29 protein-coding genes and 2 pseudogenes are annotated in these 24931 nt (G+C 46.4%); all 31 read left to right on the forward strand.

All coding sequences use genetic code 11. The features are described from left to right. Window positions 1-71 precede the first annotated feature (71 nt). The gene (locus DQQ01_RS02355) at window positions 72-683 is read left to right on the forward strand and encodes a stage V sporulation protein AA (protein ID WP_242980498.1); all 612 of its coding nucleotides are present in this window, start codon (window positions 72-74) and stop codon (window positions 681-683) included. Beyond that, window positions 683-1099: a stage V sporulation protein AB gene (locus tag DQQ01_RS02360; protein WP_111918101.1), complete on the forward strand. Its 417-nt coding sequence runs from the start codon at window positions 683-685 to the stop codon at window positions 1097-1099. Before DQQ01_RS02355 ends, DQQ01_RS02360 begins: the two co-directional genes overlap by 1 nt. A 56-nt stretch (window positions 1100-1155) precedes the next feature. After that, a pseudogene (locus tag DQQ01_RS17995) lies at window positions 1156-1630 on the forward strand (SpoVA/SpoVAEb family sporulation membrane protein). Then, window positions 1630-2643 carry a stage V sporulation protein AD gene (locus tag DQQ01_RS02370; protein WP_111918103.1) on the forward strand — a complete coding sequence of 338 codons (1014 nt, stop codon included), beginning with the start codon at window positions 1630-1632 and terminating at the stop codon, window positions 2641-2643. The pseudogene DQQ01_RS17995 and the gene DQQ01_RS02370 overlap by 1 nt, the downstream one beginning before the upstream one ends. A 13-nt stretch (window positions 2644-2656) precedes the next feature. Then, entirely contained in the window at window positions 2657-3013 is a 357-nt protein-coding gene (gene spoVAE, locus DQQ01_RS02375) for a stage V sporulation protein AE (RefSeq protein ID WP_111918105.1), read from the forward strand. Window positions 3014-3338: 325 nt separating this feature from the next. Then, window positions 3339-4475 carry a 1-propanol dehydrogenase PduQ gene (locus tag DQQ01_RS02380; RefSeq protein WP_242980499.1) on the forward strand — a complete coding sequence of 379 codons (1137 nt, stop codon included), beginning with the start codon at window positions 3339-3341 and terminating at the stop codon, window positions 4473-4475. Between the two features lie 13 nt (window positions 4476-4488). Then, entirely contained in the window at window positions 4489-4836 is a 348-nt protein-coding gene (eutS, locus tag DQQ01_RS02385) for an ethanolamine utilization microcompartment protein EutS (protein WP_111918107.1), read from the forward strand. A gap of 25 nt (window positions 4837-4861) precedes the next feature. Then, window positions 4862-5317, forward strand: a complete 456-nt coding sequence (locus tag DQQ01_RS02390) for a EutP/PduV family microcompartment system protein (RefSeq protein WP_111918109.1) — start codon at window positions 4862-4864, stop codon at window positions 5315-5317. 24 nt (window positions 5318-5341) lie between these two features. After that, a complete protein-coding gene (locus DQQ01_RS02395) occupies window positions 5342-5911 on the forward strand; it encodes an ANTAR domain-containing response regulator (protein WP_111918111.1) in 570 nt (189 codons plus the stop codon). 1 nt (window position 5912) lies between these two features. Further along, the gene (locus tag DQQ01_RS02400; protein WP_111918113.1) at window positions 5913-7325 is read left to right on the forward strand and encodes a sensor histidine kinase; all 1413 of its coding nucleotides are present in this window, start codon (window positions 5913-5915) and stop codon (window positions 7323-7325) included. A 22-nt stretch (window positions 7326-7347) separates the two neighbouring features. Beyond that, window positions 7348-8775 carry an ethanolamine ammonia-lyase reactivating factor EutA gene (gene eutA, locus DQQ01_RS02405; RefSeq protein ID WP_111918115.1) on the forward strand — a complete coding sequence of 476 codons (1428 nt, stop codon included), beginning with the start codon at window positions 7348-7350 and terminating at the stop codon, window positions 8773-8775. 52 nt (window positions 8776-8827) lie between these two features. Beyond that, window positions 8828-10196 (forward strand): annotated as a pseudogene (locus tag DQQ01_RS02410) (ethanolamine ammonia-lyase subunit EutB). A 13-nt stretch (window positions 10197-10209) separates the two neighbouring features. Continuing rightward, window positions 10210-11106 carry an ethanolamine ammonia-lyase subunit EutC gene (eutC, locus tag DQQ01_RS02415; RefSeq protein WP_330407610.1) on the forward strand — a complete coding sequence of 299 codons (897 nt, stop codon included), beginning with the start codon at window positions 10210-10212 and terminating at the stop codon, window positions 11104-11106. 49 nt (window positions 11107-11155) lie between these two features. Continuing rightward, window positions 11156-11806, forward strand: coding sequence for an ethanolamine utilization microcompartment protein EutL (gene eutL / locus DQQ01_RS02420; RefSeq protein WP_111918116.1), 651 nt, complete (start codon window positions 11156-11158; stop codon window positions 11804-11806). Window positions 11807-11821: 15 nt separating this feature from the next. Beyond that, window positions 11822-12379, forward strand: coding sequence for a BMC domain-containing protein (locus DQQ01_RS18490; protein ID WP_111918118.1), 558 nt, complete (start codon window positions 11822-11824; stop codon window positions 12377-12379). Next, window positions 12376-12564 (forward strand): Rho termination factor N-terminal domain-containing protein, encoded by a 189-nt coding sequence (locus tag DQQ01_RS15815; RefSeq protein WP_162624226.1) that lies wholly within the window; start codon window positions 12376-12378, stop codon window positions 12562-12564. The genes DQQ01_RS18490 and DQQ01_RS15815 overlap by 4 nt, the downstream gene beginning before the upstream one ends. Before the next feature lie 3 nt (window positions 12565-12567). Further along, on the forward strand, window positions 12568-14043 hold the full coding sequence (locus DQQ01_RS02435; RefSeq protein ID WP_111918122.1) for an acetaldehyde dehydrogenase (acetylating): 1476 nt from the start codon (window positions 12568-12570) through the stop codon (window positions 14041-14043). A gap of 25 nt (window positions 14044-14068) precedes the next feature. Then, window positions 14069-14356: an ethanolamine utilization microcompartment protein EutM gene (gene eutM / locus DQQ01_RS02440; RefSeq protein WP_111918124.1), complete on the forward strand. Its 288-nt coding sequence runs from the start codon at window positions 14069-14071 to the stop codon at window positions 14354-14356. Between the two features lie 32 nt (window positions 14357-14388). Beyond that, window positions 14389-14673 carry an ethanolamine utilization microcompartment protein EutM gene (gene eutM, locus DQQ01_RS02445; protein ID WP_111918126.1) on the forward strand — a complete coding sequence of 95 codons (285 nt, stop codon included), beginning with the start codon at window positions 14389-14391 and terminating at the stop codon, window positions 14671-14673. A gap of 102 nt (window positions 14674-14775) precedes the next feature. Beyond that, a complete protein-coding gene (locus tag DQQ01_RS02450) occupies window positions 14776-15591 on the forward strand; it encodes a cobalamin adenosyltransferase family protein (protein ID WP_111918128.1) in 816 nt (271 codons plus the stop codon). 2 nt (window positions 15592-15593) lie between these two features. Then, window positions 15594-16211 (forward strand): phosphate propanoyltransferase, encoded by a 618-nt coding sequence (gene pduL / locus DQQ01_RS02455; RefSeq protein ID WP_111918130.1) that lies wholly within the window; start codon window positions 15594-15596, stop codon window positions 16209-16211. A gap of 16 nt (window positions 16212-16227) precedes the next feature. Beyond that, a complete protein-coding gene (eutJ, locus tag DQQ01_RS02460; RefSeq protein WP_111918132.1) occupies window positions 16228-17043 on the forward strand; it encodes an ethanolamine utilization protein EutJ in 816 nt (271 codons plus the stop codon). A 35-nt stretch (window positions 17044-17078) separates the two neighbouring features. Then, entirely contained in the window at window positions 17079-17903 is an 825-nt protein-coding gene (locus tag DQQ01_RS02465) for a hypothetical protein (RefSeq protein WP_111918134.1), read from the forward strand. Next, window positions 17900-18181 (forward strand): EutN/CcmL family microcompartment protein, encoded by a 282-nt coding sequence (locus tag DQQ01_RS02470; protein ID WP_111918136.1) that lies wholly within the window; start codon window positions 17900-17902, stop codon window positions 18179-18181. The genes DQQ01_RS02465 and DQQ01_RS02470 overlap by 4 nt, the downstream gene beginning before the upstream one ends. 18 nt (window positions 18182-18199) lie before the next feature. Further along, window positions 18200-19549 carry a 4Fe-4S dicluster domain-containing protein gene (locus DQQ01_RS02475; RefSeq protein WP_111918138.1) on the forward strand — a complete coding sequence of 450 codons (1350 nt, stop codon included), beginning with the start codon at window positions 18200-18202 and terminating at the stop codon, window positions 19547-19549. Window positions 19550-19552: 3 nt separating this feature from the next. Next, complete coding sequence (locus DQQ01_RS02480; protein ID WP_111918140.1) at window positions 19553-20092, forward strand: BMC domain-containing protein; 540 nt, start codon at window positions 19553-19555, stop codon at window positions 20090-20092. Between the two features lie 61 nt (window positions 20093-20153). Further along, entirely contained in the window at window positions 20154-21386 is a 1233-nt protein-coding gene (locus DQQ01_RS02485) for an ethanolamine utilization protein EutH (RefSeq protein ID WP_111918142.1), read from the forward strand. 41 nt (window positions 21387-21427) lie between these two features. Next, window positions 21428-21862, forward strand: a complete 435-nt coding sequence (locus tag DQQ01_RS02490; RefSeq protein ID WP_111918144.1) for a EutQ-related cupin domain-containing protein — start codon at window positions 21428-21430, stop codon at window positions 21860-21862. Between the two features lie 14 nt (window positions 21863-21876). Further along, a complete protein-coding gene (locus DQQ01_RS02495; RefSeq protein WP_111918146.1) occupies window positions 21877-23109 on the forward strand; it encodes a GNAT family N-acetyltransferase in 1233 nt (410 codons plus the stop codon). A 167-nt stretch (window positions 23110-23276) separates the two neighbouring features. Then, window positions 23277-24002: a tRNA threonylcarbamoyladenosine dehydratase gene (locus tag DQQ01_RS02500; RefSeq protein WP_111918148.1), complete on the forward strand. Its 726-nt coding sequence runs from the start codon at window positions 23277-23279 to the stop codon at window positions 24000-24002. A gap of 17 nt (window positions 24003-24019) precedes the next feature. After that, complete coding sequence (gene murB, locus DQQ01_RS02505; RefSeq protein ID WP_111918150.1) at window positions 24020-24931, forward strand: UDP-N-acetylmuramate dehydrogenase; 912 nt, start codon at window positions 24020-24022, stop codon at window positions 24929-24931.

Here is a 24931-nt window from a genome sequence, read left to right on the forward strand (position 1 = left end):
GCAGGGGAATATTTCACAAAAAAACAGCCATACTAATTTCTAAAGCAAGAGGCAAGGAGGCTGTCAGATGAGTGAAATTTTGTATATACAGACAGAAAAAAAACGTGGAGGTATACCAGCCGGAGGTGTACCTGCAGGATGTGGCAAAGCTTGCCTGTGGGGATGCCAGAGTGCTGAACCGGAATAAAGTCCGCAGGATATTTACCATTCCAGATGAAAAGCCGGGGCGGTATGTGGTTTCCGCAGCGGATTTGATTCATGCAGTGGCAAAGGAAGAACCAAATGTAGATGTGACGCATGTGGGAGAAGCCGACTTTATTGTGACTTATGAGGGGAAAAAACAGGGAAAGATGTGGATAAGCTGGTTAAAAACAGCCATGGTATGTGCAGTAACCTTTTTTGGCGGCGCATTTTCCATTATGACTTTTAATACAGATGTGGATACCTCCGGGCTGTTTTCTCAGCTTTACCGGCAGTTTACAGGAGAGCTTTCCACAGGGCATACCATTCTGGAATTTGCCTATTGTGTGGGGATCGGGCTTGGAGTTGTGATTTTTTTCAATCACTTCGGGCACTATAAGCTGACCCAGGACCCTACGCCTATGGAGGTACAGATGCGTGTTTACGAAGATGATGTAAACCGCACCCTCATAGCCGTAAAAAACAGAGGAGGAAAAGCATAATGTGGCAGGGAGAGATTCTGGCAGCACTGGCAGCGTTAAGCGGCGGAGCCATTGTGGCTACCGCCCTTGCTGCCTTTATCATTGAACTGGGCATCATTCCCCGTCTTGCCGGAATTACCCATACCGCCAAACATATACTTTTGTACGAAAACTGCCTGATGCTGGGAAGCTTTCTGGGAAATCTGGTATTTATCTATGATTGTTCTCCTCCTCTGGGGCAGATTTTCCTGGCGTTTATGGGGCTTTGTTTTGGAATCTTTCTGGGTTGCTGGATTATTGCACTGGGCGAGGTAGTAAATGTCTTTGCCATTATGGCCCGCCGTTTGGGGCTGAAGAAGGGCACAGCCCTGATTGTACTTTCCATTGCTGTGGGTAAGACGCTGGGAAGTCTTGTGCAGTTCTTTTTGTGGGGATAAAAACAGAAAAACCGCACAGACTAATGGAAAAATAAAATAAGGAAGGTGATTTCCTCATGCAACCACAATCTGAAACTCAACAGAGAAAAGCAAAAGAATACGAACAATATGTAAAACAGAAGACCCCTACCCACAGCCTGCCTTTAAACATGGCAGGAGCCTTTGTTTGTGGAGGGCTGATTTGTACGGTAGGGCAGGTGATTTTAAATATCTGCAAAAACATGGGTATGAACCAGGAGATAAGCGGAGCCTGGACGTCCCTGATTTTGGTGCTGCTCAGTGTGCTGCTTACCGGTTTTGGCATATATCCCAAGCTGGCAAAATGGGGCGGGGCAGGAACTTTGGTTCCCATTACCGGATTTGCCAATTCTGTGGCAGCCCCGGCCATTGAATACCAGAAGGAGGGACAGGTTTTTCGGCATTGGCTGCAAGATTTTCACCATTGCAGGGCCTGTGATACTCTACGGAATTCTCACCTCCTATTTTTTGGGACTGGTTTATTATTTTCTGCATTTATGGGGGATTGTGTAATGGAACAGATGATAGGAAAACAGAGTATACAGTTTGAACGGGCCGTGCATATTTTAAGCGCTGCGTCCATTGTAGGAAAAAAAGAGGGTGATGGCCCCCTGGGGAAATATTTTGACCGGGTGGGAGAGGAGGACGGACTTTTTGGCTGCCAATCCTGGGAAGAAGCAGAGAGTTTTCTTCAAAAGGAAGCGGTTTCCATGGCGATTCAGAAGGCCGGCATTGAGAAATGGCAGCTCCGTATGATTTATGCAGGAGATCTGCTGGCGCAGACCATTGCTTCTTCCTTTGGTATTATGGGATTTCATACCCCTGTCTATGGTCTGTACGGAGCATGCTCGACTATGGGAGAGGGACTTTCTCTGGCATCCATGGCAGTGGCAGGGGGATATGCAGAATATGTGGCAGCCGTAACCTCCAGCCATTTTGCCAGCGCGGAAAAAGAATTTCGCTTTCCCCTGGGCTATGGAAACCAAAGACCGCTTTCTGCTACCTGGACAGTTACGGGAAGCGGAGCCTGTATTTTGGGAAGAAAGGGCGGAAAGGCGAGAATTACAGGGATTACCACAGGAAAAATCGTGGATTTCGGACTAAAGGATTCCATGAACATGGGAGCCTGTATGGCGCCGGCTGCCTGTGATTCTATTTACCAGAATCTCATGGACTTCAATCGTCTGCCGAAGGATTATGACCGGATTATTACCGGAGATCTGGGACAGGTAGGACAGGAGATTCTCTTTGATCTTTTAAGAGAAAAGGGCTTTGACATTGAAAAGCAGCATATGGACTGCGGCATTGAAATCTTTGATGCAGCGACTCAGGACACCCATGCAGGAGGAAGTGGCTGCGGCTGCTCGGCAGTGACCCTGGCGTCCTATATCCTGCCAAAGATAGAAAAAGGAGAGTGGAAGCGGGTGCTGTTTATCCCTACAGGGGCTCTGCTTTCCAAGGTGAGCTACAACGAGGGAAACAGTGTGCCGGGCATTGCCCAGGCTGTGGTAATTGAACATTGTTAAGGAGAAGGGAAACATGGACTATATAAATGCATTTTGGGTGGGCGGATTGATTTGTGCTCTGGTGCAGATTTTACTGGAAAAGACCAAGCTGCTTCCAGGAAGAGTAATGGTACTTCTGGTATGCGCCGGGGCGGTGCTTGGAAGTATAGGGCTTTATGATAAACTGATTTCTTTTGCCGGGGCAGGAGCAAGCGTACCTCTTCTGGGGTTTGGAAATACCTTATTCAAAGGTGTCAAAAAAGCCGTGCTTGAGCATGGGTTTCTGGGACTTTTCATGGGCGGTTTTACAGCCAGTGCAGTGGGGATTTCCGCAGCTCTGATTTTCGGATATATTGCCAGCCTTATTTTCCGTCCTAAAATGAAAAATTAAAGTACACAAGGTGTTAAAGAATTGTAAAAATGTATGAAAAATATAAAGATAAGAGAAAAAAACCGTGCTTTAGATAAGGAAGATAAAAGGAGAAGTGTGAAATAGTGGTGGAAATATACATGTAAATAAGAAGAAAGAAGAAAAAAGCAAACAAAGTTGACAAAAACGCTTTGCTGTGCTACAATAACAACAATTTAGGAGTATCTGCGACGCAGCAGGTGCGAATGGATTAATCTAAGAGCGTTGAAGTGTCTTGGTTTTTCGTATTGGTTGTATGCGATAGGAAACCCAGGCACTTTTTTCGTTTTCAGAAAGGAGGATTACATTGGGAGAGTTTGTTTTAAAGACCCGGATTTTCATGGGAAAAGACGGGCTGGACGAAATTCTGCAGGGTGTCAGCCGGGCGTTTATTGTGACGGACAGGTTTATGCATGAAAGCGGAAAGGTCAGCTATCTGACAGAACCGCTGGAAGCACGGAATATTGAATATCAGATATTTTCCGAAGTAAAGCCTGACCCGGACATTGCCACGGTTACAAAAGGCATTGGAAAAATGCTGGAATTTCAGCCACAGGTTTTATTTGCATTGGGAGGCGGTTCGCCTATTGATGCGGCAAAAGCGATGAACTGGCTTTCTGTACAGGGAGGTCTGGATAAGAAAAGGACCTTTGTAGCCATTCCTACAACCAGCGGCACTGGTTCAGAAGTTAGCCGTTTTTCCGTTATCAGCGATCCGGAGCAGTCTGCGAAGTATCCGTTGGTATCCGATGATTTGCTTCCAGATGCAGCTATTCTGGACGCAGAGCTGGTACGTTCTGTTCCGCCGGCAGTTACGGCAGATACAGGCATAGATGTACTCACTCATGCCATTGAGGCGTTTGTATCCACAGGAGCAAATGATTTTACAGATGCTGCTGCCGAAAAGGCAATGAAGCTTGTCAGAAGCAATTTGTTAAAGGTCTATAAAAATCCTGATGATCTGCAGGCAAGACAGGAGATGCATAATGCGTCCTGCCTGGCGGGACTTGCTTTCAGCAACGCAGGATTGGGGCTGAACCATGGAATGGCGCACACACTTGGCGCACATTTCCACATTCCACACGGAAGAGCAAACGGTATTTTACTTCCCTATGTCATGGCATTCAACGCAGGCTGCCACGAACAACTGACACCGACTGCGGCGCGTTATGCCAGAATCGCCAGAGTGCTGAAGCTGGACGGCCCCAGTATCCGTCAGAGCGCATTCAGCGTTGTTCGTACCACAAAGCAATACATAAAGCAGCTTCATATTCCTGACAGTATTGAGGCAGCAGGTGTTTCCAGAGAAGATTTTGATGCAGCTTTAGACGAAATGGTGGAAGCAGCATATCAGGACGCCTGTACAAAAACGAATCCCAGAACATGCTCAAAGGAGGACATAAAAGGTGTGTTCTTAAGAGCTTATACAGGACGTCTGGTTTAAGGGAGAGGTTGTCATGTTTGAAGAAAAAAAAGAGAGAATTATACAGGAATTTGTTCCAGGTAAGCAGGTAACCCTGGCGCATGTGATTCCTCACCCTGTAGAAGCCCTGTATGGGAAAATGGGACTGATTGATGCAGAAGGTGCCATTGGGATTTTTACCATTACTCCCAGTGAGGCAGCTATTATTGCCGCAGATGTGGCGAGTAAGGCAGCAGATGTGAAAATCGGTTTTGTAGACCGGTTTAACGGCTCCCTGATTATCACCGGAGATGTATCCGGGGTAGAGGCAGCCCTGCACGATGTTATGAGCGTACTTTGCGACGCCATGGGATTTGCGCCTGCACCGATTACAAGGTCCTGACAACAGGAAAAGGCAGGGAAAGGACATGAAAGAGAAACAGAAAAGGGTGATTCTCATCGGACGTTCCATGGCAGGGAAGACCACTCTTTGCCAGTACATCAACAATGAGGATTTGAAATACCATAAGACCCAGACCATTCAGGTGGTCAACGGCAATATGATTGACACACCCGGAGAATATCTGGAGCGCACCTATCTGAGAGGCGCATTAACCGTTACTGCTACAGATGCAGACCTGATTATTCTGGTACAGCAGGCTGACGAAGAGGGAACCATGTTTCCTCCCGGATATTCCAGCACCTTTGCAAAGCCCTGTATCGGAGTCGTGACAAAGAGCGACCTGGCAGGGGAAAAGCAGATTGAAGATGCAAAGAAATACCTGAGAAATGCAGGAGCAGGAAGGATTTTTGTTACCAGCAGCTATGCAGGAACCGGATTTGAAGAATTACTGAATTTTTTATCTTCTGAAGAAGAGAAATAAAGGGTACAAGGAAGGACAGAGGACATGCGAGTAATCATTGCAGATGATGAGCCGATAATCAGAATGGATCTAAAGGAAATTCTGGAAAAGGAAGGATATACAGTAGCAGGAGAGGCAGCAGACGGCTTTGATGCGGTGGAAATGTGCAGAAAGGAACAGCCGGATTTGGTGATTATGGATGTAAAAATGCCGCTTTTGGACGGACTTACGGCTTCTAAAATTATTGCAGAGGAAAAGCTGGCGGAAACTGTGGTGCTTCTCACCGCTTACTGTGATAAGGAATTTGTTCAGGAGGCAAAGGAGGCAAACGTCAGTGCTTATTTTGTAAAGCCTGTAGATGAACGGACATTTCTGCCCGGTCTTGAAATTGCGGTAGAGCGAAATAAGACCATGAGGCGCCTGGAAAAGGAATGTGAAACTGTAAGCAGACGCCTGGAGAGCCGCACAGTTGTGGAGCAGGCAAAGGGCGTGATTATGAGTAAGAACGGACTTACAGAGCAGCAGGCTTATGACTATATCCGCAACATCAGCCGGGAAAAGAATATTTCTATGAAAAAGGTTGCAGAGATTATTTTAATGCGCAGAGGAAAATAAGATGCAGAAGTTGATACAGCAGCTTTGCAGGGAGTATACAGATCTTTCAGATGAGGAAATTCAGGTGATTGAAATGATGGCAGGGACGCTTCAGCCCCTGGCAAATCTGGAGGCAGCAGATATTTTTGTAGACTGCCCCTGCAGGGACAAAGATGCCGTGGTTGTGGCAGAGGCAAAGCCGGAGGAGGTTCCTTCCGCTTACAGAAGCAGCGTGGTAGGCATGCTTGCAAAGGAGGAGAATGAACCGGCAGTGGCGCGGACCTTTCGTCTGGGCATTGCCACAAAGTACATGAAGGCAAGGACACAGGAAAATAACTATACCATTCAGTCCGTGGAACCCATTAAATACAATTCCCGGGTAATCGGGGTACTCATCAGAGAAAAGCGCATTGGCGAGAATGAGGAAATCCAGGAAGAAGGGGCTGGTTATGAAGCCATTGAAACACCACTGAACCATATGATTAATGAAAATGAATGGCTCACAGAGAGCATAGATGAGGGGCTTCTGCTGGTGGATTACAAGGGACGCGTATCCTTCCGGAATCTGTACGCACGGGAACTTTTCCAGAAGCTGGGCTATGTCAGAGATATTCTCGGACAGAAGTACAAGAACGTCTGCCTTACAGACTGGAGCAAAACGCCGGAGGAAACAGAGCGGATTAAGGAAGTACATTGCGGAAATTATTACCTGAGGGTAAGACAGATTCCTCTCATGAAAAAAGAGATTCGGTTTGCTGTGATTATCCGGGATATTACCTGGAACCGGGAACAGGAAAAGAATCTGGTCTTAAAATCTGTTGCGGTAAAGGAACTGCATCACAGAGTAAAGAACAATCTTCAGACCATTGCTTCCCTTTTAAGGCTTCAGGCAAGACGGGAGGAAAACCCGGAAACAAGAAGAGTGTTAAATGAAAGCATCAGCCGTATTTTATCCATTTCCGCAACACATCAGCTTCTTTCCCAGAGTGGGGAAGCCTGTGTAAGTCTTATGGAGGTATTGGAAAATGTAAGGAGAAATGCAGTACAGCCTTTTCTGAAAGCAGATTTAAAGCTGAATCTGGAAATTACGGGCGAAGATCTGACCGTAGATTCAGAAATTGCCACATCTGTAGCGCTGGCGGTGAATGAATTGCTGCAAAACTGCATGAAATATGCATTCCAGGGCAGAGAAGCGGGAAATGTTTCCATCTGCATTGACAAGGGAAAGGTGTATTCCAGACTGACTGTGAAAGATGACGGAGTGGGTTTTGATACCGGCAAGGTGAGGGCGGGAAGCCTGGGTCTTAACATTGTCCGAACCATGGTACAGGATAAGCTGCATGGAAGCCTGAAAATCCGTTCCGGTGAAAAGGGAACAGAAGTAAGCTTTGATTTTATCAACGAAACAGCAGACCTTATCAGCATTTCAAAGTGAGCATGAAAGGAAGGGATAATCTTTGCAGGAAACAATATTAAGCGTGGGAATTGACATTGGGACATCGACAACCCAGTTGATATTCAGCAGGCTGACCATAGAGAATCTGGCAAGTAATTATACAGTACCCAGAATCAGTATTGTAGACAAAGAGGTTGTTTACCGAAGCGGAATTTACTTTACTCCGTTAAAATCTCAGACAGAGATAGATGCCGGGAAGGTAAAAGAGATTATTCGCAGAGAGTATGAAAAGGCAGGCAGAAAGCCGGAGGATCTGCAGACCGGAGCAGTTATTATTACCGGAGAAACAGCCAGAAAGCAAAATGCTAACAGTGTATTGGAAAACTTAAGCGACATGGCAGGGGATTTTGTTGTGGCGACTGCGGGTCCGGATTTGGAATCTGTGCTTTCTGCAAAAGGAGCGGGAAGCGACAGGATTTCAGAGGAGAAGCGGGAGGTTGTGGCAAATATTGATATTGGCGGAGGCACCAGCAACATTGCCTTTTTCCAGAAGGGTGTGTTAAAGGGGACCAGTTGTCTGGACATTGGAGGAAGGCTGATTAAGATAGAGAACGGAAAGATTTCCTATCTGTTTCCGTCTATTCAGAAACTGGCAGCCAATCATGGCATTCAGATTCAGGTGGGAGATGCGGCAAATGAAAGCACCTTATACCGGGTTTGCGAATACATGGCAGAGCAGCTTGCCATGGCTCTGTACATAGAAGAGCCGGATAGCTTCCACAGAGAGCTTTACACCAATGCGGGAACACCCCTGAAGAGGCAGCCTGAGATTCAGGCAGTGACTTTTTCCGGCGGTGTGGCGGACTGTATGCTCCATGAGGAGGGTGATATGTTCCGCTATGGTGATATCGGAATCCTGTTGGCAAGAGCAGTCAAAAACTGTACCGCTTTTCAGAAAGTAAAAATCTATCCTGCAGCAGAAACCATAAGGGCAACCGTAGTAGGGGCAGGAACCCATACCACAGACGTCAGTGGAAGTACCATCAGCTATGCAAGAGAAAAGCTGCCCATTAAAAATATTCCGGTGCTAAAGGTCTCTGAGGAGGAAGAGCAGAATCCGCAGTTGTTTGCAGAAGCCATAGAAAAAGGACTGACCCTTTATGAATCCGAGGGAGAACTGGAACAGCTTGCCATTGCTTTTTCCGGTCAGTACCACACCAGCTTTCAACAGATTCAGGAGCTGGCGGCGCTGCTTATCAGGGGAGCGGACAGAGTGATAAAGGGTTCCTATCCGTTGATTTTAGTCATTGAAAATGATATTGCCAAGGTTCTTGGAAATGCCTTAAATGTCCTGTTGGAGAGAAAAAAAGATGTGATTTGTATTGACGGAATCCATGCACAGAGCGGGGATTATATTGACATCGGCGAGCCTGTTGCAGACGGGCATGTGGTGCCGGTGGTAACGAAAACACTGATTTTTAATTCCTGAGGCTGACAAAAGGAGCAGCAAGGGAAGTATAGAAAAGTAGAGGTGAAATGAGTTGATTCTTAAAACTAAATTATTTGGAAAAGTATATGAATTTAAATCTCTTCGGGAAGTTATGGCAAAGGCCAATGAAGAGAAATCCGGTGACAAGCTGGCAGGAATTGCAGCAGAATCAGCAGAAGAGCGTGTAGCAGCCAAGGTAGTGCTTTCTCACATTACATTGGAGGATTTGAGAAACAATCCGGCAGTACCTTACGAAGAAGACGAAGTAACCAGAATCATTCAGGACGGCGTAAACGAAGCGATTTTACAGAGAACATAAAAACAAAACAGTGGCAGAGTTCAGAGAGTGGATTTTAGATACAGAAACCACAGGAGATATGATCAAACGTGCTTCCAGAGGTCTTACCAGTGAAATGGTAGCTGCTGTCTGCAAGCTGATGAGTAATCTGGATTTGATTTACGCAGCAAAGAAAATCAGAATTTCCGCACACTGCAATACTACCATCGGACTTCCGGGAACCTTCTCCTCCCGTCTGCAGCCAAACCATACCACAGATGATCCAAAGGGTATTATGGCATCTGTTATGGAAGGTTTAAGCCTTGGCTGCGGCGATGCGGTAATTGGTCTGAACCCGGTTGATGATTCAGTAGAGAGCGTAGCCAGAATCCTGAAAAGCTTTGATGAATTTAAGAATAAATGGGAAGTTCCCACTCAAATCTGTGTGCTTGCACATGTGACTACACAGATGGAAGCTGTTCGGAAAATGCATGCGCCAATCGACCTGTGCTTCCAGTCTATTGCAGGTTCCCAGAAGGGAAATGAAGCTTTTGGCCTGACTGCCTCCATGCTGGACGAAGCTCACGATATGATGATGCGGGAAGCTACCAGTACAGGACCGAATGTGATGTATTTTGAAACAGGACAGGGTTCCGAGCTTTCCTCTGAAGCCCATAATGGCTGGGATCAGGTAACTATGGAGGCAAGATGCTATGGATTTGCAAAGAGATACAATCCATTCCTGGTAAATACAGTTGTAGGCTTTATCGGACCGGAATATCTTTACGATTCCAAACAGGTAACCCGTGCAGGGCTGGAAGACCACTTTATGGGCAAACTTACTGGTATTCCTATGGGCTGCGACGCATGCTACACCAATCATATGAAGACAGACCAGAATGATATTGAAAATCTGGCAACCCTTCTGGTGGCAGCAGGCTGCAACTACATCATGGGTGTTCCGGAAGGCGATGACTGTATGCTGATGTACCAGTGTACCGGTTATCACGAAGCAGCCAGCTTAAGAGAGGTATTCGGACTTCGTCCAATCCGCGAATTTGATATGTGGCTGGAAAAAATGGGATTCTCCAAAGACGGCAAGCTGACACCGCTTGCAGGAGATGCGTCAGTATTTTTGAAATAGGAGGTAGCATATCTTGGTAAACGAAAACGATTTAAGAACAATCATTGCACAGGTTCTGCAGGAAATGAACCTGGATTCTAAAAAAGAAGAAAATGAAACCGCGGTTACAGGCTGTGCGTCCTGCCAAAAAGAACCGGAAATCGAAGAAGGCTGTATTCCTGACGTGACAGAAGTGGATATCCGCAAACAGTATCTGGTAAAAGACCCGGTAAATAAAGAAGCATATTATGATTTGAAACAGTACGCACCCTGCCGTCTGGGAATCGGCAAGGCAGGCGCAAGATATAAAACAGACCCTGTACTGCAGTTCCGGGCAGCACACTCTGCTGCACAGGACGCAGTATTCTCTGATGTAGACCAGGGCTTCATTGACAGCATGGGACTGTTCTCTGTAAAGACACAGTGCGAAAACAAAGACGTATATCTGACCCGTCCGGATTTGGGAAGAAAGCTGGACGATGAGGCAGTAAAAACTATTAAAGAAAAATGCAGAATGAACCCAACAGTTCAGATTTTCGTATCAGACGGTCTGAGTTCCGCAGCAGTTGCAGCCAATGTAGGCGACGTGCTTCCGGCAATTGAGCAGGGATTAAAGAGCTACGGTATTGATACAGGTGTTCCGTTCTTTGTAAAATACGGACGCGTAGGCGCTATGGATCAGGTTTCTGAAATTACAGGCGCAGACGTTACCTGTGTATTGATTGGAGAGCGTCCGGGACTGATTACCGCAGAATCCATGTCTGCATACATTGCATACAAAGCAACCGTGGGAATGCCAGAAGCCAGACGAACCGTTGTTTCCAATATTCACAAGGCTGGAACCATACCGGCTGAGGCAGGCGCACATATTGCAGATATTATTAAAAAGATTCTGGACAACAAGGCAAGCGGAACTGATTTGAAGCTGTAAGGATTAACATAAGCGTAAATAAATTCAGAGAGTAAGAGGAGGAAAATCCATGAAACGAGATCCCGTAAGAGCTACCGTTCTTGCATCAAAAATTATTCCAAACGTCAGCCCGGATATGGCAAAAGAGCTGAATCTGGAACCGGGCATGAAATCTCTGGCTCTGGTTACTGCAGACAGTGATGACGTTACTTATACAGCCCTTGATGAGGCAACAAAAAAAGCAGATGTAAAGGTTGTTTATGCAAAGAGTTTCTACGCAGGCGCAGCCAATGCGAACACAAAGCTGGCAGGAGAAATCATCGGTATCCTGGCAGGTCCTAATCCGGCAGAAGTAAAAAGTGGACTGGAAGCCTGTGTGGACGTGATTGAAAACCAGGCATACTTTATTTCCGCAAATGACGATGATTCCATTATTTATTATGCACAGTGCATTTCCAGAACAGGTTCCTATCTTTCCGAAGGCGCCGGTATTCAGGAAGGCGAAGCTCTGGCTTATCTGATTGCACCGCCGCTGGAAGCAATGTACGGTGTAGATGCAGCTTTAAAGGCAGCAGATGTGAAAATGTGCGTATTGTATGCACCGCCGTCAGAAACCAACTTTGGAGGCGCGCTTCTGACAGGAAGCCAGTCTGCTTGTAAGGCTGCCTGCGATGCTTTTGCAGCAGCAGTGGAATTTGTAGCTGAGAACCCCAGAGAATAAGAGAGAAGGTAAACCATGAATGCACTGGGAATGATTGAAACATACGGCTACCTTACAGCAGTCGAAGCTTTGGACAGTGCATTAAAGGCTGCCAATGTATCTTTGGTAGATGTGGTTCGGGTAAGAGGCGGTCTGGTGACCGTTCTGATAGAAGGTGATGTAGGTGCGGTAAAGGCTGCGGTAGACGCAGCCGCAGCCGCTGCCGAAAGAGTGGGAGAAGTAGTCAGCGTCCATGTGATTCCGCGACCGGACGATTCTGTAAAGAGCATGCTCACTGCACACCCTGAACATGGGAACAGGAAGTGTACCGCTGCAGACCAGAGTTTGAACCAGGAGAGCAGCAGACAGGAAGAAAGTGAGAAGAAAAAACTGTTGATGCGGCAGATAATTTCGAAAAAGCTCATATGGAAGAGGCGGAAAAATCTTCTACAGAAACACTTTCTGAAAAACAGACGGAAAATCCGGCAGAAGTATTCTCAGAAGAACAGACAGAATCTCCTACAGAAACATCGAAAGAATCCTTCACTGAGGAACAAAAAGAGCAGCCCGTACAGGAGTTCAAAGAAAGCGTGACAGAATATCCGGCAGACATAAAGCAGACTTATACCGGGGAAGAGATGAAAAAGATGACCGTGGCAAAGCTGAGATCTCTGGCACGGGAGTTGAAAATCACCAATATGACCCCACAGGAAATCCGCTTTGCAAAGAAACAGGATTTGATTGACGCGATCCTGAAATTTACCGGAGAAAAGAGGTAGATTATGCAGTTATATGACAAAGACCTTTTGTCAGTACAGGAAGTGCGCGAGCTGGTAGAAAAGGCAAAGGCTGCACAGCAGGAATTGGCAGCAAAGAGTCAGGCAGAGGTAGACAGAATCGTAAAATCTGTTGCACAGGCAGGCGTGAGAAATGCACAGCGCCTGGCAAAGCTGGCTCATGAAGAAACCGGATTCGGCGTAGAGGCTGACAAAGTAATCAAAAATGTATTCGCCAGCGACGGCGTATACCAACATATAAAAGATATGAAAACCATTGGGGAACTGGAACGGGACGAGGAAAGAAAAATCCGTACCATTGCAGTTCCGGTAGGGGTAATTGCGGGACTGATTCCTTCTACAAACCCTACCTCAACCGCATTATATAAAGCAGAGATTGCCATTAAAGCGGGAAATGCCATTGTATTTTCTCCACACCCAAACGCCAGAAACTGTATTCTGGAAACCGTGAAGGTAATCCGTCAGGCGATTGTAGAAGCAGGAGGAAATGAAAACCTGGTATCCTGTATTACAATTCCTACCATACAGGCAACCGACAATCTCATGCGTCACCCGGACGTATCCATGATACTGGCAACCGGAGGCTCTGCCATGGTAAGGGCTGCTTATTCTTCAGGAACCCCTGCCATTGGAGTGGGTCCGGGAAACGGTCCGGCTTATATCGAAAAAACGGCAGATGTGAAGCTGGCAGTAAAACGGATTCTGGATTCTAAAACCTTTGATAACGGTACCATTTGTGCTTCTGAACAGTCTGTGGTCTGCGACGAAGAGATGCGGGCAGAGGTACAGGCAGAAATGGAACGTCAGGGCGCTTATTTCCTGACACCGGAGCAGATTAAAAAGCTGGGAAGCTTTATTTTAAGAGCCAACGGTACTATGAATCCTATGATTGTAGGAAAATCCGCAAGGGTGATTGCAGATTTGGCAGGCATCGAGGTGCCGGAGGGAACCAGAGTGCTGGTGGCAGAGGAAACCGGCATTGGCAGGGGACACCCGTACTCCAACGAAAAGCTGGCTCCCATATTGGCCTTTTACACAGCCCCGTCCTATGTAGAAATCTGTGAGCTGTGTACAGAGATTCTGCACTACGAAGGAGCAGGACATACCTTCTCCATGCATACCAAAGATGAAAATATGGTAACTTATTTTGCACAGAGAATCCCGGCGTCCAGAATTATTGTAAATACTCCAAGCGCTCTTGGCGGAATCGGAGGAACTACGGGGCTGCAGCCGGCTCTGACATTGGGCTGCGGCGCAGTTGGCGGAAGCGCAACCTCAGAAAACGTAGGGCCAAAGCATTTAATGAACCTGCGCTATGTGGCAGAAGGGCTTTCAGAATTGGAGGATATTAAAGGAACTCTTCCGGATTGTTCAGAAGGTATCTGCAAGCCGCAGAAATTTGACGATATTGACATTGACGCAGTGGTAAGCGAGATTATCAAGCGTCTTCAGAATTCATAAAGGATAGAGATAAGGAGGAATTATTATGGCAGCACAGCAGGCGTTAGGAATGATTGAAACAAAAGGGCTGGTTGCATCAATTGAAGCAGCAGATGCAATGGTAAAGGCAGCAAACGTAACCTTAATCGGAAAAGAACATGTAGGCGGAGGCCTTGTAACCGTTATGGTAAGAGGCGATGTAGGAGCTGTAAAAGCAGCCACAGACGCAGGAGCAGCGGCAGCAGAACGCGTAGGCGAACTGGTATCCATTCATGTAATCCCAAGACCACACGAAGAAGTAGAAGCAATTCTGCCTTCTGTAAACAGATTATAAAATAGGGAAGAGGAAATAAGGAGGAATCTATTATGGCAGCACAGCAGGCGTTAGGAATGATTGAAACAAAAGGACTGGTTGCATCAATTGAAGCAGCAGATGCAATGGTAAAGGCAGCAAACGTAACCTTAATCGGAAAAGAACATGTAGGCGGAGGTCTTGTGACCGTTATGGTAAGAGGTGACGTAGGAGCTGTAAAGGCAGCTACAGACGCAGGAGCAGCGGCAGCAGAGCGCGTAGGCGAGCTGGTATCCATTCATGTAATCCCAAGACCACACGAAGAGGTGGAAGGAATTTTACCTTCTCTTACAAAATAATCTTAAATTAAGAAGGCAGGCTGGTGGGACTGGGCGTGAGAGGGATAAAAAGTTCCTTTGATGCCACAGTCCGTCAGCAGGAGAGGAGGTGGATTACCTGATATGAAAGTGATAACAGAAGCCATATTACGCAGCGAGCTTCGGGCATCTACCCCGGAAGCCTATACCGTACCGGAGGGAAAAATCCTCTCTCCGGCCGCAAGAGAATATCTGCAGCAGTGCAAAATCCGTATTGAGGACGGGAAAGGGAAAAAGAACCCGGTAAAGAAAGCAGAGGAAGAACAGACCGCAGAGAAGCCGGAGATTCAGGCAACCAAGGTGCTTCCTATGCCGGAGGTGCAGGTGGAAAAAGAGGCAAAGCCGAAATTTGTGGATTATGATACAGGGGCTTACTATTACGAGAAACCGGAGCATATGACCCATTTGTACGGCAATACCTTAGTGCCAAAAGACCATAAAAGGATTTTTTTCAGAGGAAAGCTGGATAGTCTGGAAACACTTTTTGTTCTAAACCAGACCCTTCTTCTGGAAATGGGAGAATCCCAGAAGCTCATCGATGATTTGCAGGACGTTCTGGTAAGTCTGAGAGAAATGATGCGGTGTGATGTTATGAATGAGCCGTTTCGCAGAGAATTCATTATCGGGTTAAGCCATGCAGAACTTAGAGAGCATTCTCACAATCCTATGAAGTTCTACAAGATTAAGCAGATGGTGCTTCCGGATTACACCCTGGGAAAGGCATATGCGCTTTTAAATCAGTTAAGAGCCGCTGTCCGGGAAGTGGAAGTGGCAGCCGCCACGGCTTTCCATGAGGGCAGAACCTATGCCAGAGAAGATATTATTGAGGAATTAAACAGAATGTCCAGTGCCATGCACATTATTATGTGCAAATACCTGGCAGAAGCCTATAAGGAGTAAGCATGGAACAACTGATTAGAAAAGTGCTGGACACAATCACAAACGCAGGACTGGTGGAGGTGGAGGTTTCCGCCCGCCATGTACATCTGACCCAGGAAGATGTGGAAAAACTTTTCGGAAAAGGTCAGGTGCTTCATGAGAAGCGTCCCCTTTCCCAAAAGGGACAGTATTTAAGCGAGGAGCGCGTAACCCTCATTGGACCCAAAGGGAAAAAGGAACGGGTGGCAGTGCTTGGCCCTGTACGGAAGGCGACTCAGGTGGAGCTTTCCGTAAGCGACTGCGTGGCACTGGGAGTACAGGCGCCTCTTCGGGAATCCGGAGATGTGAAGGACTCTGCTCCTATGATTATCGAGGGACCGGCAGGCAGCATTGCCATTTCCGAGGGAACCATTGTGGCGCATAACCACATTCACGTTCCCACAGAGGTGGCAGAAAGACTGCAGCTTTCAGATAAAGAGCATGTAAGCGTAAAAATATTAACCGAGCGTCCTGTGACCTTTGATGATGTGATTATCCGTGTCAGCGATGCATTTAATTTCAAAATGCATATAGATTTTGACGAGGCAAATGCAGCGTCAGTAAAGGGATTTACCCTGGGCAAGATTATACGGAGAGAGTAAGGAGTGCAGTTGCAGTATGGATATCAGGCAAGTGGAAGAATTTATGAAATGTGTGGCAGAATCAGAAACAAAGACCTTTCCTTTCAAAGGAAAATTAAAGGTAGGGCTGGATTTGGGAACTGCCTACATTGTTCTTGTAGTATTAGATGAAGAAAACAATCCGGTGGCATGTGAAAAGCAGGCAGCCAGCGTTTTGCGGGACGGTGTTGTGGTAGACTATTCAGGCGCCCTTGACATTGTACGCCGCTTAAAGGAAAAGCTGGAAAAGAGAATCGGACAGGAATTGGTAAACTGTGCCATTGCCATGCCGGCAGGTACGGAGAGCAGTACCAAAACCCACTGCTATCTGGCAGAAGGGGCAGGCTTTGAAGTTTCCGCAATTTTAGATGAGCCAAGCTCTGCAAACGCGGTCTATAAGATTCAGGACGGCGTGATTGTAGACATTGGCGGAGGAACTACAGGACTTGCCATTTTAAAGGACGGAAAAGTAGTGCAGGTGGAGGACGAGCCTACAGGAGGCACCCATCTTTCATTGGTGCTTGCGGGAAATTATCACGTTACCTTTGAAGAAGCAGAGGCAATCAAACAGGATTATAGCAGACACAAAGAAATTCTTCCGGTTTTAAAAGCCGTGGTAGAGAAAATTGCAACCATTATCAACCGTTATGTAAAAGGGAAAGACATTGATACCATTTACCTGTGTGGCGGTACCTGCTGCCTCACAGGGATTGAAAAAATCATAGAAAAAGAAACAGGTATCCGGACAGTCAAACCGGAGAATCCCTTCCTGGTGACTCCGGCAGGGATTGCCATGAACTGTCAGCCTGAGTAAAGCAGGCAGAAAAATGCAGAAAGGAGGAGAAACGCGTGGACACAGAACTGTTAAATGAAATCTGTAAAAGAGTGCAGGAAAAGTTAAAGGAAGCCCAGGCAAAGGCAAACACAACAGAGGAAGAAAAGGAAGCTCTTCCGTCCCTTCTGGTGCTGACGGAAGACCATGGAACCATTTGTCATGAAACTTTGGAGCATACAGAACTTGCCGGATATTATTGTATGGAATGCGCCATGCTTACAGATTATCAGTGCTGCATGAAGGATTATGAAGGCGTGGTTTTATATACGCTGTCCAACGAAGCCCTTGGAAAAGTAGCTCACGGTATCCTGGACAATGGTTTTACCAGGCTTTTGGGACAGGCGCTTCTGGAAGGAAAGAAAATCTACGCTGCCAGAGAGGGCATTGAGCTTTACCGATATGCGAACACAGCGCCCAAAGCCTTTTATCAGCGATTAGAGGAAAATCTGCAGCTTCTGACAGACAGCGGCATGGTGATTGCCCCTCATGAACACATGGCAGATTTGATTCTTCACGGAGCCGGGAAAGAAGAGAAGCAGGAGAGTAAGCAGGAATGCAGCGAAAACACCTGCGAAAGCAGGGAATGCGGCGGTAGCTTAGCTTGCGAACCGGTCAAAGAAGCTGTGAAAGACCCGGAGCCGGAATTAAAAGAAGCAGCGCTGGACAAGAAAATCATCACAGAAAAAGATATGATTGCCCTTGGAAATCAGCGGATAAAGCGGGTACTGATACAAGAGAAAGCCATTTTATCCGACCTTGCAAAAGAATATGCCAAAAAGCATAAAATGCTCATAGAACGCAGAGAAATCTCCTCAGGAAAGAGAGAACAGCGCCTATGAAAACAGGAAAAGTGATTGGAAATATCTGGGCAACCAGAAAAGAGGAAAAGCTGGCAGGTTTAAAGCTGCTGGTCATTCAGCCCATAAACCTGCTGGATGATAAGGCCATTGAATATCCCATTATTGCGGCAGATATAATTGGTGCAGGCGTGGGAGAAAAAGTGATTTATGTAGGCGGAAGTTCTGCCCGGACTGCGGCAGGGGGAAGTGATATTCCCGTAGACGCTACAGTGGTGGGAATTGTAGATGACCAGGAAATTGAGGAAAATCTGATTTAAGCGGAAAGCGGTGATGCTATGAGTTTCGTAGAAACCATCAAGGAAGCGGGAATTGTGGGAGCCGGCGGCGCCGGTTTTCCCACTTATGTAAAGCTGAATGCAAAGGCAGAATATTTTATCATCAATGCAGCGGAATGTGAGCCTCTCATTGAAACCGATAAATATCTCTGTCGAACATTTCCCGAACGAATTATCAGGACAGCGGTGTTGGTTGCCGAACATCTGGAGGCAGCCCACTGCGTTATTGCCACAAAGGCAAAATATAAAAGAGAAATTGCTGCCCTGCAGCAGGAGATAGACCGTCAGAATGCAAAGGTAGAGATTTTCGGCATGAGAACCTTTTATCCTGCAGGAGATGAGCAGGTGATTGTGCAGGAGGTTACCGGAAGAAGTGTTCCGGAAAGAGGTCTGCCTCTGGACGTAGGCTGTGTAGTAGACAATGTGGGAACCGTGCTATCCATTGCAGATGCCCTGGAGGGAAAGCCTGTTTCGGAAAAATATCTTTCCGTTACAGGCGCTGTCAGCCACACCGGTATGTATCATGTGCCTTTAGGAACACCGATTACACAGATACTGGAAAGCGCAAAACTCACAGAACGGGAGTACGCCGTGATTCTGGGCGGTCCCATGATGGGAAAGATGTTAAAAACAGAGGAAGAAATCAAAAAAGCCTGTGTCACAAAGACTACGGGAAATCTTCTGGTATTGCCAAAAGACCATTATCTGGTAAAGAGAAGCGAGCTGCCAAGGGAGCGTATGATTCGCCAGGCGGCGGCAGCCTGTATCCAGTGCAGAATGTGTACAGATATGTGCCCGCGTTTTATGCTGGGACATGAAATAAGACCAAACGTGGTTATGAGAAATCTGTGGAGAGAAAGCATGCTCACAGATGCGACAGAATTTGAAGCAGCCTTTGGCAGTGCAGTAAACTGCTGCAGCTGCGGCGTGTGCGAAATGTTTGCATGTCCTATGGGGCTCTCCCCCAGAAAGATGAACGAATATGCCAAGGGTCTGTTAAGGGAAAAGGGAATCAATCCGGAAAGAAATATGCGGCCACAAGCCAGAGAGGGTATAGAAAATCGAAAGATTCCGACAGAGCGGCTCATTGCCAGACTGGATTTGACGCCTTATGTGACCCATGAGTTGCCTGAGGAAAGAAAACTGTCTGTAAAAGAATGCAGGATTCCTCTTTCCCAGCATATCGGCAAGCCGGCGCTGGCAGCCGTACATGTAGGGGAGCGGGTAGAAAAGAATGCTCTGGTAGCCCAGGCGGCAGAAGGACTTTCCGTGAATATTCATACAGGAATGGCAGGTATTGTAAAAGAAGTGACAGATACATATATCAGAATCTGTGGAGAGGAGGTATAAAGCATGGGCAAAGCAATCGGTATGGTGGAACTGTCCAGCATTGCAAGAGGAATTGAAACCAGTGACTTTATGGTAAAGGCCGCACAGGTTGATTTGATACGCTCTTCCACAGTTTGTCCGGGAAAATATATTATCATTGTAGGCGGCGATACAGGAGATGTGAAAGCAGCCATGGAGGAAGGGCTGGCAAAGGGAGGCGCTTATGTGGTGGATTCCCTCAGGATTTCCAATGTGCATGAGCAGCTTATTCCCGCGCTTACGGGAACAGTGACAGTAGAAAATCCAGGAGCCGTGGGTGTTCTGGAATTTTACTCTGTGGCTTCAGCGATTCTGGCAGCAGATGAAGCAGCAAAAGCAGCGAATATTACGCTGATAGAGGTGCGTATCGGATACGCAATCGGAGGAAAAGGTTTTGTGACTTTGACAGGAGATGTGGGAGCTGTGAGGGCAGCCGTAGCAGCAGCGAAACAGGATAAAGACCTGTATGTGGAAAGCACGGTAATTCCGCGTCCGTCCCCTCAGGTGTTCCAGTCCTTGCTGTAAACACACCTTAAAAGACGACAAAAAGGCTGCCGCCTTTTGGAGGCAGCAGGAGGAGGCAAGTATGTTTCAGGAATTAATTAACAATATTACAAATGTCGAGGTTTTTACACAAAGTATTAAAGATTGGGTTTCTAATTTGTCTATTAACTCAGTAATTATTTTAGTTATGATGATTTTCATGATTGTAGGCGCAGTAGACAAAATGCGCGGCAACAAACATGGATACGGTGAACAGTTTGAAGAAGGCTTTAATGCCATGGGTCCTCTGGCAATGGCAATGGCAGGCGTTGTAGCGGCAGCGCCGGTGCTGGCGATTTTATTGAAGCCCATTATTGTGCCAATTTATGAGCTCCTGGGTGCAGATGCTTCTATGTTTGCAACAACACTTTTGGCCTGTGACATGGGTGGATATCCTTTGGCTATGGAGTTGGCAGAAACAGAAACACTGGGAAATTTCTCAGGCCTGATTTTGGGAACTATGATGGGTCCTACTCTGGTATTTACCATTCCGGTAGCGCTCTCCATTATTAAAAAGAAAGACAGACCATACCTTGGAGCAGGTATTCTTGCAGGTATGATTACCATTCCGATCGGTTGTATCGTAGGTGGTCTGGTTATGAACATGACACAGTACAAGATTAATATTCTGACAATCCTGGTAAACCTGATTCCGGTTATTATCATTGCAGGTCTGATTGTTCTTGGTCTGTGGTTTGCACCGGCGAAGATGATCAGCGGATTTAATAAATTCGGTACAGGGGTAACGGTTGTCATTACTGCTCTTACCGCCATCGCTGTTTTTGAGTATCAGACAAAGATTAAATTCCCGTTGTTCAACATTATGGTAGAGCCAAATGCAGATGGTGTGATTCCTCTGGAATCCGGACTTTTAACCTGTGGACAGATTTCTATCGTGTTAATCGGCGCCTTTCCTATGGTACTGTGGATTACCCGTACCTTTGGCAAAGCATTAAATGCGCTGGGTAAGAAATTCGGTATGGACGAAAATGGTTCTGCAGGTCTGGTAGCAACCCTGGCAAACAACATTGCCATGTTTAACATTATGGACAAGATGAATCCAAAAGGAAAACTGTTAAACGTTGCATTTGCAGTAAGTGCAGCCTTTGTATTCGGTGACCACCTTGGATTTACCGCTGGTGTAAACTCTGAAATGATTTTCCCGGTTATTGTAGGAAAGCTGGTGGCAGGTATCACAGCCCTGATTCTTGCCAATATTCTTTCACCGAAGCTGTTATCTAAAGTACAGAGTACACAGACAGAAAGTGAAGAATAAAAGACAGACACAGGAAAAAGCCGAAAGGAGAGGTGACAGAAATGAATGTAAGTGAAGAGCTTATCCGTGAGGTAGTAAAAAGAGTTCTGGCAGAATCCGCAAAGCCGGAAGCCGAAAAAGAAGACTTTGTAAAAGAAAAAGATCCAAGCGGTATCTTAAAGATTCAGACAAGTACAGTAAAATGCGAACCCTTTGAACAGGAGGGCGTGTCCTTAAAGGATGTAGTTACTCTGGAGGAAGCCCCCAGAATGGGCTGTGGCATTATGGAACTGGATCACACCAGTTTTGAATGGACGCTGACTTATGATGAATACGATATGGTCATTGACGGTGTGTTAGAAATTGAAATTGACGGACGTGTGGTAACCGGAAATCCGGGAGATATTATCTATATTCCGAAAAACTCCCATATTCATTTCCAGACACCTTCAAAAGCCAGATACGCATACTTTGTATATCCGGCAGACTGGCAGTAAAAGGAGAGAACAGCATGGACATTCGCTTTGTACAATCTGAAGAAGAAGCGCAGCTTGCGAGAAATGTAATCACCGGTTTTCCGTCTAAAACCCCGGAGGCGCTGCTTCACAATATGGCAGGAGAATTGAAAAAGCCTGAGGAAGGGCGCTATCTGGGCTGTTTTGACGACAATGGAAATCTGATTGGTTCTTCTCTTTTAATGGATTTTGAGGTGAATGTAAGAGGAAAGCTGATGGAAATGGGAGGTACTGCCTACGTTTCCACCAACTTCCTGCACAAAAAGGAGCATGTGGCAAAGAATCTGATTCGCGTGGGTCTGGGCGCCTTTGCAAAAACGGGGAGAACCGTGGCAGCGCTGCACCCATTTAATCCCGCTTTTTACCGCAAAATGGGATTTGGTTACTGCAACGAAACCATGATGTATTCTCCAAAACCTCAGTATATCCGTTCCTATGGAGATAAATCCTGTTTGTCCTATGCAAGACCGGAGGAGGAAGAGGAAATTCTGGAATTTTACAGAAACTATGCGAAGAAAACCCATGGCGCCACCATTCATTCCTTTATGGACAGACACCGTATTTTTGATATGCCGTATGTGGTGGTGTGCAGAAGAGAAGGCAGAATCACCGGATATCTCACCTTTGAATTTGTAGAGGTAGACCATTACACAGACATGTATCATGATTTGGCTGTACGGGAACTGGTATGCGAAGATATGGAAACCATGAAACAGTTTCTCACCTTTTTTGCCTCTCAGACAGACCAGATTGAGCGGGTGCGGATTTATACTTATGAGGAAGATTTTCATATGCTCTTTACCAATCCGGACAGCGGAGAAAACCGTGCCTTTGATGGGGCGATTCAGGAAATCGGAAGAAAGAACATGGGATACATGTTTCGAATCCTGGACGTGAAGAAATATTTTGCTTTGCAGAATCACTGTGAACGCCCTGCAAGACGGGAATTCACCATGGAACTGCAGGTAGAAGACGATTTTATGGAAGAGAACAATACCAGCGTCCTCCTTCGTGTGCAGGGAGATAAGGTGCTTCTTACCAAAGACCGGGAACCTGACGTGGTGTTAAAGACCGGAATTGCAGATTTATCCTCTCTTGTCATGGGAGCCATTCCCCTGTCCTCTTTTTTATGGACAGAAAGAATGGAACTCAGTAACAGAAGCTATGGGCAGGATATTCAAAATGCCATTGGGTGGAGTGAAAAGCCAAAAAATTATACTTATTTTTAAAATGGAAGAAGCCGAAACAGGGTTGCAGTACGATAGAAAATTCGTATTGCAGCCCTGTTTTTAAAAATCCCGGGAAAACTAAGCTATACATTTACAGCAATCAATAGTATAATAGAAAGGATTACAGTGAAAAACAAAGAGATTACAGATACAGGAGGAAACGGAAAATGCTGCATGCATTCTCACGTTCAGAAGAACTATTAGGAAGGGAAGGGATTCAGAAGCTGGCAGATTCCCGGATTGCAGTCTTTGGTATCGGCGGAGTAGGCTCTTATGTGGTAGAAGCTTTGGCAAGAGCAGGAGTAGGCTCCCTGACGCTGGTGGACCATGATGAGGTAAGTCTTACAAATTTAAACAGGCAGCTGGTGGCACTGCGCTCTACCATGGGCAGAAAAAAGGTGCTAGTGGCAAAGGAAAGGATTCTGGACATTAATCGGGACGCTGTTGTTCATACCTACGATACTTTTTTTAACGGAGAAACGGCAGAGCTGTTTGATTTTACAGCCTTTGATTATGTGATTGATGCAGTAGACACCGTATCTGCCAAGCTGCTTCTGATAGAAAAGGCAAAGGAGGCCAAGGTTCCGGTGATTTCCTGTATGGGAACGGGAAACAAGTTAAATCCGTCCTGCTTTCAGATTGCAGATATCTCCAAGACCAGCGTCTGCCCTCTGGCAAAGGTTATGCGGACAGAACTGAAAAAGCGCAGAATCAAAAAGGTCAAGGTTCTGTTTTCTACAGAAACCGTGGATAAGAAAAAACGAAAAGAAGAACCCTTAGAAGTCAGAAGCGGCAGCAAAAGACCGGTTCCTGCGAGCGTGTCCTTTGTACCAGGGGTGGCAGGTCTTATGATTGCCGGAGAAGTGATTCGGGATTTGGTGTTTCAAAAATAAATAGAAGAGGTAGATAGATGGAAAATAAGATAGAAAATCGCTTTTGCAGCTGTCTGGGAAGTGATAATGTAAAATGGAAGGAACCGATGAAAAACCATACGACCTTTCGTATCGGGGGACCGGCGGATTATTACCTCTGTCCTCACAGCACAGAGGAGTTGCAAAAGGTTGTCCAGATTTGCAGAGAGGAGCATCTTCCCTTTTTCGTGCAGGGGAACGGAAGTAATCTTCTGGTCAGTGACAGGGGATACAGAGGCGTTGTGATTCAGTTATGGAAAAATTTCAGCGATATTTCCATAAAAGGAGAGCGGATTCATGTAAAAGCAGGCGCCCTTCTTTCTAAAACTGCCAAGGAGGCTATGGAAGCGGGTCTTGGGGGAATGGAAGAGGTATCCGGGATTCCGGGAACCATAGGCGGCGCTGTGATGATGAATGCAGGCGCTTACGGCGGAGAAATGAAGGATATTGTAGAATCCGTTACTGTGCTGACTCAGGAGGGCGAGCTTCTTACCCTGTCCCTGGAGGAAATGAAAATGGGATACAGAACCAGTATTGTAAAGGAAAAGGGATACATTGTGGCGTCTGCTGTGTTAAAGCTTCGCCGAGGCGATAGAAAAGCCATTCAGGAAAAGATGGACGATTATAAAGAGCGCAGAGTGAGCAAGCAGCCTCTGGATATGCCAAGCGCGGGCAGCACCTTTAAAAGACCGGAAGGATATTTTGCCGGAAAGTTGATTATGGACGCAGGGCTTCGCGGCTTTTCCATAGGCGGCGCTCAGGTGTCAGAAAAGCACTGCGGATTTGTAGTGAATAAGGGCAATGCCACAGCAAAAGATGTGTTGGATTTGATTCATGAGGTACAGCGGCAGGTAAAAGAAAAGTTTGGAGTAGAGCTTGAGCCGGAAGTGCGGTTTTTAGGAGAATTTTAG

This window comes from Blautia argi (genome assembly GCF_003287895.1).
GTDB classification, from domain to species: domain Bacteria; phylum Bacillota; class Clostridia; order Lachnospirales; family Lachnospiraceae; genus Blautia; species Blautia argi.

Coding starts and splice junctions, on each gene's coding strand:
- pduL (WP_111918130.1), top strand. CDS start 15,594: ATGGAACAACTGATTAGAAAAGTGCTGGACACAATCACAAACGCAGGA.
- DQQ01_RS02485 (WP_111918142.1), top strand. CDS start 20,154: ATGTTTCAGGAATTAATTAACAATATTACAAATGTCGAGGTTTTTACA.
- DQQ01_RS02470 (WP_111918136.1), top strand. CDS start 17,900: ATGAAAACAGGAAAAGTGATTGGAAATATCTGGGCAACCAGAAAAGAG.
- DQQ01_RS02475 (WP_111918138.1), top strand. CDS start 18,200: ATGAGTTTCGTAGAAACCATCAAGGAAGCGGGAATTGTGGGAGCCGGC.
- DQQ01_RS02495 (WP_111918146.1), top strand. CDS start 21,877: ATGGACATTCGCTTTGTACAATCTGAAGAAGAAGCGCAGCTTGCGAGA.
- DQQ01_RS02450 (WP_111918128.1), top strand. CDS start 14,776: ATGAAAGTGATAACAGAAGCCATATTACGCAGCGAGCTTCGGGCATCT.
- DQQ01_RS02395 (WP_111918111.1), top strand. CDS start 5,342: ATGCGAGTAATCATTGCAGATGATGAGCCGATAATCAGAATGGATCTA.
- DQQ01_RS02370 (WP_111918103.1), top strand. CDS start 1,630: ATGGAACAGATGATAGGAAAACAGAGTATACAGTTTGAACGGGCCGTG.
- eutS (WP_111918107.1), top strand. CDS start 4,489: ATGTTTGAAGAAAAAAAAGAGAGAATTATACAGGAATTTGTTCCAGGT.
- DQQ01_RS02500 (WP_111918148.1), top strand. CDS start 23,277: ATGCTGCATGCATTCTCACGTTCAGAAGAACTATTAGGAAGGGAAGGG.
- DQQ01_RS02480 (WP_111918140.1), top strand. CDS start 19,553: ATGGGCAAAGCAATCGGTATGGTGGAACTGTCCAGCATTGCAAGAGGA.
- DQQ01_RS02435 (WP_111918122.1), top strand. CDS start 12,568: ATGCAGTTATATGACAAAGACCTTTTGTCAGTACAGGAAGTGCGCGAG.
- eutL (WP_111918116.1), top strand. CDS start 11,156: ATGAAACGAGATCCCGTAAGAGCTACCGTTCTTGCATCAAAAATTATT.
- murB (WP_111918150.1), top strand. CDS start 24,020: ATGGAAAATAAGATAGAAAATCGCTTTTGCAGCTGTCTGGGAAGTGAT.
- spoVAE (WP_111918105.1), top strand. CDS start 2,657: ATGGACTATATAAATGCATTTTGGGTGGGCGGATTGATTTGTGCTCTG.
- DQQ01_RS18490 (WP_111918118.1), top strand. CDS start 11,822: ATGAATGCACTGGGAATGATTGAAACATACGGCTACCTTACAGCAGTC.
- eutM (WP_111918124.1), top strand. CDS start 14,069: ATGGCAGCACAGCAGGCGTTAGGAATGATTGAAACAAAAGGGCTGGTT.
- DQQ01_RS02390 (WP_111918109.1), top strand. CDS start 4,862: ATGAAAGAGAAACAGAAAAGGGTGATTCTCATCGGACGTTCCATGGCA.
- DQQ01_RS02400 (WP_111918113.1), top strand. CDS start 5,913: ATGCAGAAGTTGATACAGCAGCTTTGCAGGGAGTATACAGATCTTTCA.
- DQQ01_RS02360 (WP_111918101.1), top strand. CDS start 683: ATGTGGCAGGGAGAGATTCTGGCAGCACTGGCAGCGTTAAGCGGCGGA.
- eutJ (WP_111918132.1), top strand. CDS start 16,228: ATGGATATCAGGCAAGTGGAAGAATTTATGAAATGTGTGGCAGAATCA.
- DQQ01_RS02490 (WP_111918144.1), top strand. CDS start 21,428: ATGAATGTAAGTGAAGAGCTTATCCGTGAGGTAGTAAAAAGAGTTCTG.
- eutM (WP_111918126.1), top strand. CDS start 14,389: ATGGCAGCACAGCAGGCGTTAGGAATGATTGAAACAAAAGGACTGGTT.